Source organism: Ruegeria sp. BG11, assembly GCF_056538565.1.
Genome location: NZ_JBQFTH010000001.1, coordinates 601,463 through 614,633, shown reverse-complemented (window position 1 = coordinate 614,633; position 13,171 = coordinate 601,463). Strand labels below are relative to the sequence as shown.

16 protein-coding genes are annotated in these 13,171 nt (G+C 58.3%); 9 read left to right on the top strand and 7 right to left on the bottom strand.

Annotation, left to right across the window (positions count from 1 at the left end; genetic code table 11):
* Positions 1 to 90: 90 nt before the first annotated feature.
* The 6 genes from ACR0JF_RS03055 to rpsF form a co-directional block, all read right to left on the bottom strand.
* Positions 91 to 945, bottom strand: coding sequence for an acyl-homoserine-lactone synthase (locus ACR0JF_RS03055; protein ID WP_170660173.1), 855 nt, complete (start codon positions 943 to 945; stop codon positions 91 to 93).
* Positions 946 to 1,052: 107 nt separating this feature from the next.
* Complete coding sequence (locus tag ACR0JF_RS03050) at positions 1,053 to 1,754, bottom strand: autoinducer binding domain-containing protein (protein ID WP_170374044.1); 702 nt, start codon at positions 1,752 to 1,754, stop codon at positions 1,053 to 1,055.
* Between the two features lie 220 nt (positions 1,755 to 1,974).
* Positions 1,975 to 2,460, bottom strand: a complete 486-nt coding sequence (locus ACR0JF_RS03045) for a lytic transglycosylase domain-containing protein (protein WP_170660172.1) — start codon at positions 2,458 to 2,460, stop codon at positions 1,975 to 1,977.
* Between the two features lie 151 nt (positions 2,461 to 2,611).
* On the bottom strand, positions 2,612 to 3,232 hold the full coding sequence (gene rplI, locus ACR0JF_RS03040; RefSeq protein WP_170660171.1) for a 50S ribosomal protein L9: 621 nt from the start codon (positions 3,230 to 3,232) through the stop codon (positions 2,612 to 2,614).
* 12 nt (positions 3,233 to 3,244) lie between these two features.
* Positions 3,245 to 3,472: a 30S ribosomal protein S18 gene (gene rpsR / locus ACR0JF_RS03035; protein ID WP_005608650.1), complete on the bottom strand. Its 228-nt coding sequence runs from the start codon at positions 3,470 to 3,472 to the stop codon at positions 3,245 to 3,247.
* A 27-nt stretch (positions 3,473 to 3,499) separates the two neighbouring features.
* Positions 3,500 to 3,853 carry a 30S ribosomal protein S6 gene (gene rpsF / locus ACR0JF_RS03030; RefSeq protein WP_170660170.1) on the bottom strand — a complete coding sequence of 118 codons (354 nt, stop codon included), beginning with the start codon at positions 3,851 to 3,853 and terminating at the stop codon, positions 3,500 to 3,502.
* A 284-nt stretch (positions 3,854 to 4,137) separates the two neighbouring features.
* Here rpsF and ACR0JF_RS03025 point away from each other — a divergent pair, with 284 nt between their 5' ends.
* Together ACR0JF_RS03025 and ACR0JF_RS03020 are read left to right on the top strand one after the other, a co-directional pair.
* Positions 4,138 to 4,656, top strand: coding sequence for a hypothetical protein (locus ACR0JF_RS03025; RefSeq protein WP_170374041.1), 519 nt, complete (start codon positions 4,138 to 4,140; stop codon positions 4,654 to 4,656).
* Between the two features lie 130 nt (positions 4,657 to 4,786).
* Complete coding sequence (locus tag ACR0JF_RS03020) at positions 4,787 to 5,359, top strand: YceI family protein (RefSeq protein WP_170374040.1); 573 nt, start codon at positions 4,787 to 4,789, stop codon at positions 5,357 to 5,359.
* A gap of 60 nt (positions 5,360 to 5,419) precedes the next feature.
* Here the strand turns inward: ACR0JF_RS03020 and ACR0JF_RS03015 are convergent, their stop codons facing one another.
* The gene (locus tag ACR0JF_RS03015; protein WP_170660169.1) at positions 5,420 to 6,646 is read right to left on the bottom strand and encodes a cytochrome b/b6 domain-containing protein; all 1,227 of its coding nucleotides are present in this window, start codon (positions 6,644 to 6,646) and stop codon (positions 5,420 to 5,422) included.
* A 174-nt stretch (positions 6,647 to 6,820) separates the two neighbouring features.
* Here ACR0JF_RS03015 and fabD point away from each other — a divergent pair, with 174 nt between their 5' ends.
* The 7 genes from fabD to mltG all read left to right on the top strand — a co-directional run bounded on the left by fabD (position 6,821) and on the right by mltG (position 13,142).
* A complete protein-coding gene (gene fabD, locus ACR0JF_RS03010; protein WP_170660168.1) occupies positions 6,821 to 7,759 on the top strand; it encodes an ACP S-malonyltransferase in 939 nt (312 codons plus the stop codon).
* Positions 7,760 to 7,801: 42 nt separating this feature from the next.
* Positions 7,802 to 8,539, top strand: a complete 738-nt coding sequence (fabG, locus tag ACR0JF_RS03005; protein ID WP_170482831.1) for a 3-oxoacyl-[acyl-carrier-protein] reductase — start codon at positions 7,802 to 7,804, stop codon at positions 8,537 to 8,539.
* Positions 8,540 to 8,748: 209 nt separating this feature from the next.
* Positions 8,749 to 8,982 (top strand): acyl carrier protein, encoded by a 234-nt coding sequence (locus tag ACR0JF_RS03000; RefSeq protein WP_008756330.1) that lies wholly within the window; start codon positions 8,749 to 8,751, stop codon positions 8,980 to 8,982.
* Between the two features lie 139 nt (positions 8,983 to 9,121).
* Positions 9,122 to 9,661, top strand: a complete 540-nt coding sequence (locus ACR0JF_RS02995; RefSeq protein WP_170660167.1) for a GNAT family N-acetyltransferase — start codon at positions 9,122 to 9,124, stop codon at positions 9,659 to 9,661.
* A 124-nt stretch (positions 9,662 to 9,785) separates the two neighbouring features.
* A complete protein-coding gene (locus tag ACR0JF_RS02990; protein WP_170374035.1) occupies positions 9,786 to 10,529 on the top strand; it encodes a 1-(5-phosphoribosyl)-5-[(5-phosphoribosylamino)methylideneamino]imidazole-4-carboxamide isomerase in 744 nt (247 codons plus the stop codon).
* Positions 10,530 to 10,718: 189 nt separating this feature from the next.
* Positions 10,719 to 11,984, top strand: coding sequence for a beta-ketoacyl-ACP synthase II (gene fabF, locus ACR0JF_RS02985; RefSeq protein WP_170660166.1), 1,266 nt, complete (start codon positions 10,719 to 10,721; stop codon positions 11,982 to 11,984).
* Entirely contained in the window at positions 11,985 to 13,142 is a 1,158-nt protein-coding gene (mltG, locus tag ACR0JF_RS02980; RefSeq protein WP_170660165.1) for an endolytic transglycosylase MltG, read from the top strand.
* Positions 13,143 to 13,171 lie beyond the last annotated feature (29 nt).

Genomic DNA, 13,171 nt, shown 5'->3' with positions numbered 1-13,171 from the left:
TTCTGCCCCTTTCGGGGCGCCGAAATAGAAGCGGAGCCGCCTGATCAGGGCGACTCCGCTAGGGTGGCTTTGTACTATGAGGTGAGGGGGTCAGGCCTCATGAGCAAAAGCACGGGGGGTATGTAGCAGAGCGGTCTTCTGCTCTGGCGTGAAGGTGTTGGAGAGCGTCTCGATGAGCCTCAGAACATCTTGCCGTTCGGCCTCGGTCCGCGCTGCGTTCATCTGCTCCACAAAGTATTTCTCAAGCTCTGTGAGCGGTTTGTGGTCGCGATTTGCAGGGTTCTGATCAACCAGCTTCTTGCTGTTGAACAGCTCGAGCGCCTTGTCTTCTTCCAGGAAGACATCGGTTTTGATGCCTGAAAAGTCCCGAATGGCGTCGATACGTTCATCGGTGCAATCCAGAAGGGCGGCAAGGGCCGAGACTTTGCCCATCGGCACGGTTTTACCCACATAGTCATAGGGCGCACAGTTCGACCGTTTCAGCACCCGATCCATGATTGGGTCAATCACAGTGATGATGTCCTGAATACCGGCGTTCTTCGCATATTCCAGCGAACCGATCATCAGCTCACAGGTTGCGTAAGATACCGAGTTCTTATCTTTGCCGCGATTCAGCCGTTGGGTGTCGACGCAGAAGCGGGTGGATTCCCACATTGTCGCGCTGCGGATCGGAGGTTCGCCGTCAAGGATGGCCGAGAATACGTCCGACAACATGTGCGGTCCGGTGGTCTGCAGGGCACGCACGGCTGCGACGACATTCCCCCCGTCGTCGAGTCCGATTACGTATGCAGGATCAAGATGATCGAATTCATCGATTTCTTTGCCGTCTTCGATTTTGACGTCCCAGCCCAAGCGCTCGCCGAAAACGCGCGCGCGCAGTTCAAACATTTCGTCAAGGACGTCGCTGAATTGGTGTCTGTTCAGCCCATCTACTACGATGATCATGGTTTCCCCCTTCGAGTGGTTGTTCGGTAAACCGATCGTTACTCGTTTGAAGGGAGATTTCTATTGGGGGTTTCCCGTATTTTGACCGAATTGTGTGATTTTTGTGTTTATCCCGGGGTGATAAGCCCAATCGCGATCGCCCGCCCAACGGCCTGAGGCGTCGTCAAAGCGCTGAGTTTTTCGCGGCTGGAGCGCAGATGAACCTCAACCGTGCGGTGCGAGATCGACAGAATGTCGCCGATATCCTGCTGAGATTTCCCTGCCGCGACCCATTGCAGGATCTCGGCCTCGCGGGTCGAGAGGTTCGGGTGATAAAGCGCACCTGTCAGCTCATCCGAGGTCACCACGTTGTCATGGATATGCACGGCCATGGACTGCAGATCGCTGATCACATGGGTATACAGCTTACGCCATTCTTCCTTGGAGCAATCCCGCGTCGCGCTCAGGAACCCGATATCCCCGTAAGGGCCGCGAACCGGTATCGTAACGCCTTGATTGGACAAGCCAAAATCATGTGCATCGCGGAATACGCGTTGGAAGTCGGGGCTGCGTTCCAAGCGGCTCCAATCAACGGGGGCGATGCTGCGTTTTGCCATGTGAAGTGTCGGGTCAATCATGACCAGACCCTGTTTCTGGTAATGCTCGTTCCAGGCATCATCATAGGTCACAAAGCCAGCAACTTTGCCCGCAGCGGGGTTCATCCCAGCGTAGGCGGCGTGATCCATATCGTGTTTTTCGCACACCTGCTTAAGAAACTCGGTGTAACGAGTTTCTGAGTCCGGCAGAGTGCTCAGATCAACGATCTCCATCTTTCGCCTACGACCTGCGGCTTGTCTTGAAGTCCGGTGGTGTGGCCGGACTTGCAATTTACCTAGAGTGGAACCCAACTTACCTCACGGCAATCAGGACATCACATAATTCAAAACATGACAAGTCAATGCAGGAAATGTCTAAGCTTTTGGCGTGTTGTTTCAGGCTATAGAGCATTTTTGTCACTATTTTGCCCAAACTGCTAACAGCGCACAGGGCCTAGGGCGCGGGTCGTAGCCCTGTTTCGACAAGCATGCCGCGCGCCTTTGCTTCGGGGTAAAACCCTTTGGCGTAAAGGAAAATTGCGCGTTGTTGATCTCCGTCCGCCAGCATCCAAGCACCGCGTAGGTACTTGCCTGCATATTCAAGATTTGTGTCTGCATCCAGCAAACCTTGGGCATTTCCCTTGTATCCCATCGAACGTGCGGTAGCGGGAAGGATCTGCAAAAGCCCGTAATACGGCCGGTTTACAGCCCATGGCCTGTGCGTGCTTTCGCGTATCGCAAGTTTGTGGACCAGCTCTCGGGGGAGTTCGTAGTGATCGGCCCATTTGTTGATCGATGCCCTCAGCTCGGGCGTTTCGTTGGGGTAGAGCGGCGGATCGAAGGGATCGGGGTCGCCGCGTGAAACCTCGGCACCGCTGCACGCGGCGAGGGCAGACAGGGCAAGGAATGCAATGATGCTGCGACGTGAGAATAGGGCCATCAAACTACTCCGAACTTCAGGCGGCGATCATATGGATCACGGGTCTTGTCGCAACCTTAGCTTTAAAATTTGGCTGAATTTTGCTCGTTCCGATACGAAAAAGGGCCGCGCGATTGGCGCAGCCCTTTTCAATCTTGTTGCGTCAGCCAGATCAGGCTTTGGCTTCGTCTTCGTCCGCCTGAGCGGCCTCGGGCGCCAGATCTTCGTCTTCCGACGCGGCCGAACCGATGTCGTCAAACAGTTCGGCGATTTCGAATTCAGCAGCGGCTTCTTCTTCAGCAGCCAGTTCCTGAATCGATTTGCCCGATGCCTGCAGTTCGGCTTCTTCTTCCGAACGAGCAACGTTCATCTTGATCTCGACTTCAACCTCGGGGTGCAGGCGAACTGCAACCGCGTGCAGGCCCAGTTCTTTGATCGGAGCGACCAGAACGACCTGTTTCTTGTCGACGGTGAAGCCTGCTTCGGTCGCAGCGTCTGCGGCGTCACGAGGCGTGACCGAACCGTACAGAGCACCAGCATCGGATGCCGAGCGAATCACGATGAACTGCTGACCGTCCAGCTTTTCAGCCAGCGCTTCAGCTTCTTTCTTGGTTTCCAGGTTGCGCGCTTCCAGCTGCGCTTTCTGGGCTTCGAACGACGCGATGTTGGCGTTCGATGCGCTCAGGGCTTTGCCTTGGGGCAGCAGGAAGTTGCGGGCGTAGCCGGGCTTAACGTCAACGACGTCGCCCATTTGACCCAGTTTCGCAACGCGTTCCAGAAGGATAACTTGCATGTCAGTCTCTCCTTACTTCACAGCGTAGGGCAGCAGGGCGAGGAAGCGGGCGCGCTTGATAGCACGAGCCAGTTCACGCTGCTTTTTCGCCGAAACGGCGGTGATGCGCGAAGGTACGATCTTGCCACGCTCAGAGATGTAGCGCTGCAGCAGACGGGTGTCTTTGTAGTCGATTTTCGGCGCGTTCTCACCCGAGAACGGGCAGACCTTGCGGCGGCGGAAAAATGGTTTTGCGGCCATGGTTTATGTCCTTTCGTCAGGCGTTGATCAGCGGCGCTCGCGGCGGCCTTCGCGCTCATCGCGCTTCTGCATCTGGACCGAGGGGCCCTCGGCATGCTCGTCGACCTTGATGGTCAGAACGCGCATAACGTCATCATGCAGGCGCATCAGGCGTTCCATTTCCTGAACCGCACCCGAAGGGGCATCGGTTTTCAAGAAGGCGTAGTGGCCTTTGCGGTTCTTGTTGATCTTGTAAGCCATCGTCTTGACGCCCCAGTACTCGCTGTCGACGACGTTGCCGCCGTTGTCAGCCAGAACGGTGCCGAAATGTTCGACAAGGCTTTCTGCCTGCGCGTTGGACAGATCCTGACGCGCGATCATTACATGCTCATACAGTGGCATGTGCACTCCTGTTTATATCAAGGCGCATTTCAAAGGCGGGGCCATCTGGTCCTTCGCGACCCTGCCACGAGAGGCTGCGCGATTCATATCTCCTGCGAAGGATGGCCTCGTATACACGTTTGAGCGGGCGGGGCAAGCCCTGCCACATATGCCTCTGTGAAGTCGCCCAATTTCCACTGCTGCGCCCAATTCCTGACGCTTTTCGCCCCGAAGTTGATAAGCAACCCGGAAATAACCGGATTGCACAGACTTACGACGGTAACCTTAATAAGGGTATGGATGTTATGACCGCGATTCAGACAAATACGCTCGACAATAAAACTACGGGTACGAGCTTTGAGCATTCCGTTCCGGTCATGATCACGTTCAAAGCGAACTGGCAAGCACGGCTGGTTCTGGCGCGCGCCGTCGGAGCCTTCCTGATCGTTTCCGCCTTTTCGATGTGGCTGATGCCCGGTTCGATGTTGGGAGCCGAGGTTTGGCCGATCAAAATGGTGGCCTCGATGGTGTTTTTGATCGTTGGCGTAAGCCTGTTGACGATCGAAGTGATGGACAGCCGCCCGGATGCCTATTTTGATCCGATCCGCCGCGAGGTGCGCGTGCTGCAGAAGAATGAAAACGGACGCCCTCAGACCGTTCTTCGTCGCAGCTATGACAGCCTGGGTGGTGCAAAGTTCGAGGATGACGAGGTGCAGTTGTTCGATGTTGACGGCAGCCTGCTGATGAAACTGCCACTGCAATCGGCGGATGTCAGCCGAGCGCTGAAAGGGCAACTCAGCCAAAGTGTAACAATTTTCGCCTGAGATTTATTCTGTTCAACCAAGCACAGAAATTGTGAATCAAAAAGACTTGTGTGCTGCCCTTGGGCAGCACATTTTTGTTTCCGAGCAAACGCACTATGTTTGCGTATAGTCCACAAACCCGGAGACAGTCATGAAATCCACCCTCCTTGCTGCCGCGCTTGCCCTTACGGCAACCACTGCTTTCGCCAGCGCCGAAAAATACGTTCTGGACTCTAGCCATAGCCAGGTGCTTTTCAGCTACGATCACCTTGGTTTCTCGACCACTTACGGCATGTTCTCGGGCTTTGAAGGCGAGATCATGTTCGATCAGGAAGACCCCGCCGCGTCGAGCGTTTCGGTCTCTATGCCGGTTCTGGAGATGTTCACAGGCTGGAAGCCGCGTGAAGATCACTTCATGACCGAGGATTTCTTTGGCGCCGCCGAAGGGGACCTGATTACGTTCACCTCGACCTCGATCGAAGTGACCGGCGAAAACACCGCAAACATCACCGGTGACCTGACCATGAACGGCGTTACCAAATCGGTCGTTCTGGACGCCAAGCTGAACAAGGCTGACAACCACCCGATGGCAAACAAGCCTTGGGCCGGCTTCGACGCCACGACGACGCTGGTGCGCAGCGAGTTCGACCTGGGTCAGTTCGCGCCCTTTGTCAGCGATGAAGTTCAGGTGCAGATCTCTGTCGAGGCTCAGAAAGCCGAGTAAATCTGCGCTGATCCTTTGGATCACAACCGCCGGGGACCAAAACCCCCGGCGGTTTCTTTTTTATTCAGAACGTTTCGCCGTCAGGTCAACGGAGACCGTAACGTTGAAGCCCAGAGACTCCTCGGTCGGTTGGGATGTGCCGACATCGAACGCCATGCGGTTCAGTTCTAATGTGCCGGACATGCTTGCCGTGTCGTCCTCGAGTAGCAGGGAGAAGGGCAGTATGACGTCCACCGATTTGTCTCGGATAGTCAGGGGGCCTCGGGCCTCGTAGCCTGTATCTGTCTTGAACAGGTCAGCTTTGAACTGGGCCGTTGGGAATTGCGCGCTGTCGAAGAAATCAGCGCCCATGGCTTGGTCCGTGACTGTCCCGAGGCTGAGCGACGCGATGGCGATGGTCACATCCACCGATCCCGCAGGGCCCGGTTGGGCGGGTTCTTCAAACGCGATTGCGGCCGTCCACTCGCCGAAGCTGCCAGTGACGGGGCTGCCCAACTGCGAGATTGTGATCGCAAGGGTGCCTTCTTCGACGTTCCAGTCGGATTGCACATCGCCAAGCTCGGCCGCGTCCACGGCGCCTTTTGCGTGATCCTCGAACACTCCGATGGACCAGCCGCCGACCAGAACGGCACCCCAGATGGCCAAGGCTGCAAATGCAGGTACGGGTGAGTGGTGTTGCGTTGGAGGTTCGGGCGCGTCAGCTCGTCCCGGCAGCATCCGTCGCAGGGTGCTGTCCTTGTCCACGACGTGATGTTTCAGCGCACCCGCGATGTGCAGCGCCAGCGACCCGGCAAGAACCCAGATGAACAGCCAATGCAGGTTTGCCGTCACCTCGGACAAATAGAGGGATTTGGGCACGAAGGGCAGGTTTTGGCCGAAGGGCCACCAAATGGGTGCAAAGCCTTCGGTCGCGGCGTGGTGTATCCAGCCGGTCAAGGGCACCAGAACAAGCGAAGCGTAGAGCATCCAGTGAACGGTCTCAGCGGCGAAAGCCTCGGGCTTGTTGTCCGCATTCAGCAGGCCGGGTTTGGTTTGGGTCAGCGCCCAGAGGATACGCGCCAGCGCCACGAAGAACACGGTGACCCCGATCGTTTTATGCAGGGAAAACAGCGTTGCGGCCCGCGCGATATCGGATTCGCTGGTCGGGATGTTCGGGTCGTAGATGGCATGCGCCAGATCATTGGCAAACCAGCCCAAGGGCAGGGCGGTCAGGATCAGCAAAGCGGTCAACCAGTGAAAGGTTTTGGTCACGCTGCCATAGCTTGAAAAGGTATTGGTCGAGGGCATCTCTTGCACGCTCCGGATTCGATTGTCTGACTTGAACCTAAAGCCAGACGGATTCGGCACAAGCCCGACCCGCGCACAGATATGGTGCCCGAATGCAGAGCGCAGGCCCTACTTGTGCCGCGTCCTCACACGGTTTACACCCCGCCGCAACCTAACGTCATCCAAGAGGTTGCAATGACACGCGCGTTCGTTTTCCCAGGGCAGGGTGCCCAGACCATCGGCATGGGCAAGGCTCTGGCCGAGGCATACCCGGCAGCTCAGGCCATCTTTGAAGAGGTGGACGACGCGCTTGGCGAAAAGCTGAGCCAGCTGATCTGGGAAGGCGAAATTGCCGATCTGACCCTTACGCAGAACGCGCAACCGGCGCTGATGGCGACCTCGATGGCGGCGATGCGCTCGCTTGAGGCCGAAGGCGTCTCGGTCACCGATGCCGCTTTTGTGGCCGGGCATTCATTGGGTGAGTATTCCGCACTTGCTGCAGCTGGTGCGTTGTCGGTGGCCGATACCGCACGTCTGTTGCGGACCCGTGGACAAGCCATGCAAAGCGCCGTGCCGGTGGGCGAAGGTGCGATGGCTGCGATCTTGGGGCTGGACCTCGATGCCGTGCGCGCTGTGGCTGAAGAGGCCGCGCAGGGTGAGGTTTGTCAGGCGGCCAATGACAACGACCCGACCCAGGTTGTGGTTTCTGGCGCGAAGGCTGCTGTGGAGCGCGCGGCTGAGGCTGCCAAGGAAAAGGGCGCAAAGCGCGCAGTTATGTTGCCCGTCAGCGCTCCGTTCCATTGCGCGCTGATGCAACCTGCTGCGGATGTGATGGCCGAGGCACTGGCCGCCGTTGAGATCAAGGCACCGGCCGTTCCTCTGATCGCCAATGTGCGAGCCGAGGCAGTCGTCGACCCAGGTTTGATCCGCCAATTGCTGGTCGAGCAGGTCACAGGCTCGGTCCGGTGGCGGGAAAGTGTGCAATACATGGCAGCGCAAGGTGTCACCGAGACATGGGAAATTGGCGCGGGCAAGGCTCTGTCTGGTATGATCCGCAAGATTGACCGGGCAATTGCGGGCAAGGCCGTTGGTACGCCCGAGGATGTTCAAAAGGCCGTTCAGGCCGAATCGTAAGCATAGAACGCGGCCTTCGGGGCGCCTCACGAGGGAAATAGAATGTTTAATTTGACAGGTAAGAACGCGCTGATCACTGGTGCTTCGGGTGGTATCGGAGGCGATATCGCACGGGCTCTGCACGGCGCGGGTGCCTCGGTCGGTCTGTCCGGCACGCGGGTTGAACCGCTTCAGAAACTGGCCGATGAACTGGGCGAACGCGCCCACGTGCTGCCGTGCAACCTGAGCGATTCCGAAGCCGTCGAGGCCCTGCCTAAGCAGGCAGCCGAGGCGATGGGCTCCGTCGATATCCTGGTCAACAACGCGGGTATCACGCGTGACAACCTGTTCATGCGCATGTCTGACGAGGAATGGCAGAGCGTGATTGACGTGAACATGACCTCGACCATGAAGCTGTGCAAAGGCGTGATCCGCGGCATGATGAAGGCGCGCTGGGGCCGGATCGTGAATGTTTCGTCCGTGGTTGCGGCGATTGGCAATCCTGGGCAGGCGAACTATGCGGCCTCCAAGGCGGGGATGATCGGGTTCTCGAAAGCTTTGGCGCATGAGGTCGCAACGCGCGGAATTACCGTGAACGCGGTGGCCCCTGGCTTTATCACGACGGCGATGACGGAAAAGCTGACGGACGAGCAGAAAAAGGGTTTGTTGCTGAAAGTTCCGGCCGGTCGCATGGGTGACCCTGAGGAAATCGCCGCAGCTGTTCTGTACCTGTCCAGCCCCGAGGCCGGATACGTGACCGGAACAACCTTGCATGTGAACGGCGGCATGGCCATGTTGTGACCGCAACCAAGGCGGTGCGAAAGCGTTTGCCTTGCGCGTCGACTATGCTATAGGCGGCGCATCCATGCTGGGGCCGGTCGTTTTGGTCGGCCCTCGACTTTCCCGGACAGCCGGGAGCCAAACCGCCCGGAACGGGCAAAACAAGTCCATCCCGAGCGGGCAAGGGCAGAACCGGGCGGATCGCCCTGAAGAAAGAATGAGGAATAGACATGAGCGACGTCGCAGATCGCGTGAAGAAGATCGTTGTTGAACACCTGGGTGTTGAAGAAGACAAAGTAGCGGAAAACGCTTCGTTCATCGACGACCTGGGCGCAGACAGCCTGGATACCGTTGAACTGGTCATGGCCTTCGAAGAAGAGTTCGGCATCGAGATTCCCGATGACGCAGCCGAGACCATCCAGACCTTTGGCGACGCCGTCAAATTCATCAGCGAAGCGTCCTAAGCGTATCGTACTGATAGAAAAGCGGCGCTTCCGGGCAACGGAGGCGCCGCTTTTTTGTGCCTGCGTTAAATTCAGGGTTGCACGAGGCGATTTCGATTCGCACTGTTTCCACTGAGGCACAATTCAAGGTGGGCAGGACATGATAAGATCCACCCCGATGATAAATACGGCGCGTTTAACACTCTGTGCGATGCGCCCTGAGGATTTTGAACGGTTCGCCGAGATCTGGCGCGACCCGTGTGTAGCGCGCCATATCGGTGGCACCCCGCGGTCGCGCGGTGAGGCCTGGGACTCGTTTCTGCGCAATGCAGGGCATTGGCAGATGGCCGGGTTCGGGCAATGGGGCGTACTGCAACAATCGAATCGCAAGCTGATCGGTCAGGCCGGTTTCTTCTATGGAAACCGTGCGATGGGCGAGGATTTTGACACTTATCCCGAAGCCGGTTGGGTTCTGGCCCCCGAAGCACAGGGGCTGGGTCTGGGATATGAGGCCGCTCAGGCCGCCCATGATTGGTTTGATCGGATCATGCCGGGCCGATTGGTGGCGATGGTGAACGCAGCCAACGCGTCGTCGCAGAAGCTGGCGAAAAAGCTGGGCTATGTCGTGATGCGTGAGGCCGAGTACAACGGCACCCCTGTCCATCTTCTTCGTCGCAACGGTCCTCCGGCGCGGGCGTAATACCGCCAACACGCCGCAATGCCGCAAACAGCGCAAACAATGCCGATCCTAGTCGCAGCAGGCTCGGAAGTGAGCGTGTATGTTACTATGAGACTTTAGGGCGCTTGGGCGGAGGAGAAAGCTCATGAGAATCTACCCCACAATGGAACTTCAGAACGGTCGCTGCGTCACCTTGGACAAAGGGCGTCTGGAGGATGCGATGATCTGGCATGTGAACCCGGTCGAAACCGCGCGGGGTTGGGCAGAGGCCGGGGCCGAGTGGATGCATCTGACAGACTTCGATGCCGTAGAGGGCCGTGATACCAACTCGGAACTGGTGGAAGAGATCATTCGGTCGGCCGAGATCCCCGTGCAATTGGCTGGGGGTATGCGCACCCGCGAGCAGGTCGAATACTGGATCGACAAAGGCGCGGGTCGCGTTGTGATCGGGACGCTTGCGGCGCGAGACCCCCATTTGGTGAAAGAGCTGGCCAAGCTCTACCCGGATCAGATCGTTCTTGCGGTCGATGTCTGGCAGGGGTTTGTCATGACCGACGGCTGGCGGAGCCAAAGCGCGTTCACACCCGAGGCGTTTATTGATGCCTTTGACGGCACGCCTTTTGCAGCCATCGTTGTGACCGATATCGACAGTGACATGGAAGACGTTGAGGCGCAGCTGGGCCTGATCTCCGGCCTGGCGCAGCATTCGCGGACGCCGGTCATTGCCAGTGGCGTGGTGCGTACTGCGGACGATATCTCGCGTCTGTCCTACATCCCGAACATTGCGGGCGCGATTGTCGGCCGAGCTTTGTTCCGGAAAACAGTCGATCTGTCCGACGCTCTGGGCGTAGCGGCTGGCGCGCATGAGCCAGTGGCGCAGTTCCAGTAACGGAACCGAAAATGAAACTCTCTCGCCCTGCTATCTCAGCAGGGCGAGCGGGATTTGCAGGCGTGGGATCGCCCAAAATCAAGCTGAAACCGCAAGATGCATACAGGGAATGGAGCGTGGCCCTTGCCCCCGCACCCCGGGCCGGGGTATGAGCGGTTCGCATAACAGTAAGCAGGCAAGAGGCACTTCATGCGCAGAGTCGTCGTAACCGGTCTGGGGTTGGTCACTCCTTTGGCCAGCGGAGTCGAGGAAACCTGGTCGCGTCTGCTGGACGGAGAGTCCGGCGCAGGGCCAATCACACATTTCGATGCCGAGGCAAGCGGGGTCACCACGACCTATGCCTGCGAGGTGCCGCGTGGGGACGGAACAAACGGAACGTTCAACCCCGATGACTGGATGCCTCCGAAAGAACAGCGCAAGATCGAAGACTTCATCCTGTACTCGATCGCTGCGGCAGAAATGGCGTGCAAGGATGCGGGCTGGACCCCTGAGGGTGAGGAAGATCGCCTGCGCACTGGCGTTTTGATCGGCTCGGGCATTGGTGGGCTGGGCTCGATTGCGGATACAGCTAACTTGATCCGTGACAAAGGCCCGCGCCGTGTGTCGCCTTTCTTCATTCCCGGCGCGCTGATCAACCTGGCGTCCGGTCAGGTGTCGATCCGGTTTGGGTTCAAAGGTCCGAACCACTCGGTCGTGACTGCGTGTTCGACAGGTGCACATGCGATTGGAGACGCCAGCCGCATTATCCGCGCTGGCGACGCCGATGTCATGGTGGCCGGTGGCGGCGAGGGCTGCATCTGCGAGATTGGCATCGCAGGTTTTAACGCCTGTAAGGCGTTGTCGACCAAGTATGCAGACGATCCGAAGAAAGCCAGCCGCCCCTACGACGTTGACCGCGACGGTTTCGTCATGGGCGAGGGCGCAGGCATCGTCATTCTGGAAGAATACGAACACGCCAAAGCGCGCGGCGCGAAAATCTATGCCGAGGTTCTGGGCTACGGCATGTCGGGCGACGCGTATCACATCACCGCACCATCCGAGGATGGCGACGGGGCTGAGCGTTCGATGAAAGCCGCCCTGCACAGCGCTGGGCTGGAGCCGAAAGATCTGGACTACATCAATGCGCATGGTACCTCGACCATGGCGGATACAATCGAACTGGGTGCTGTTGAGCGTCTGCTGGGTGACCATGCATCGAATGCCACTATGACCTCGACCAAGTCTGCCACCGGGCACCTGCTGGGTGCCGCAGGCGCGATTGAGGCGATCTTCTCGATCCTTGCGATCCGCGATCAGGTGGCGCCTCCGACCATCAACCTCGACAATCCGGCGGTTGAAACGCCGATTGATCTGGCTCCGAACGAAAAGCGCGAGCGTGAGATCAACGTGGCCCTTTCGAACTCGTTTGGGTTTGGTGGCACCAATGCCAGCGTGATCTTCGGAAAGGCCAGTTAAATGTGGCGGGCCATTGCATCGAACGCGCTGACCATCCTGGTGGTCGGCCTGTTTCTGGTGGGCGGTCTGATCCTTTGGGGCCAGACCCAGTATCAGTCAGAAGGCCCGCTGGAAACCGCGATTTGCCTGCGGGTAGAAAGCGGTTCGAACATGACTCGGGTCAGCCGTGAGCTTGAGGATCAGGGCGCCATTACCAACGCTACGATCTTCCGTATGGCCGCCGACTACACCGACCGGGCACAGCAGTTGAAAGCAGGCAGCTTTCTGGTGCGTGAAGGCGCGTCGATGGAGCAGATCATCTACGAGATCACCAGCAGCGGCGCGAGCACCTGCGGCTCAGAGATCGAATACCGCATTGGCGTGACCCGCGCCCAGACCCGCGTGCGCGAGTTGAACCCAGCCACGCTGGAATTCGACGAAATCGCCGAGTTCGACATGGCCGAGGAAGAAACACCGGCGGCCTATCAGGAGAAGCGCCAAGAGGCAGACACGCGCTATCGTGTTTCACTGGCAGAGGGCGTGACGTCATGGCAGGTGGTTGAGGCGTTGAAGGCTTTTGAAGCGCTAAGCGGCGAGGTTTCCGAGATTCCCGCCGAAGGCTCGCTTGCGCCAGACAGCTACGACGTTTCCGCTGGTCAGGATCGCAACGACATCCTGAAAGCGATGCAGGACAAGCAACAACTGCGCATCAATGCTGCCTGGGAAAACCGCCAAGAAGGTCTGCCGCTGGAAAGCCCCGAGGAAATGCTGATCCTTGCCTCGATCATCGAGAAGGAAACGGGCGTTCCCGGAGAGCGGGGCCAGGTCGCTAGCGTCTTCGTGAACCGTCTGAGTCAAGGCATGCGCCTTCAGACCGACCCGACGGTAATCTACGGCGTGACCAAGGGGCAGGGTACTTTGGGCCGAGGTTTGCGCCGCAGCGAGCTGAACCGGCCAACGCCTTGGAATACCTATCAGATCGACGGGCTGCCACCGACGCCGATCGCCAACCCCGGTCTGGCGAGCCTCGAAGCCGCAGTTGCGCCCGACAACACGGACTACGTGTTCTTTGTTGCGGATGGTACCGGAGGTCACGCTTTTGCCGAGACGTTGCAGGAACATAACCGCAATGTCGCGAAATGGCGCGAGATTGAGGCCGAACGAAACTCGGGCAACTAAACCAAAACGAAAAACAGCGCCACTTTCGG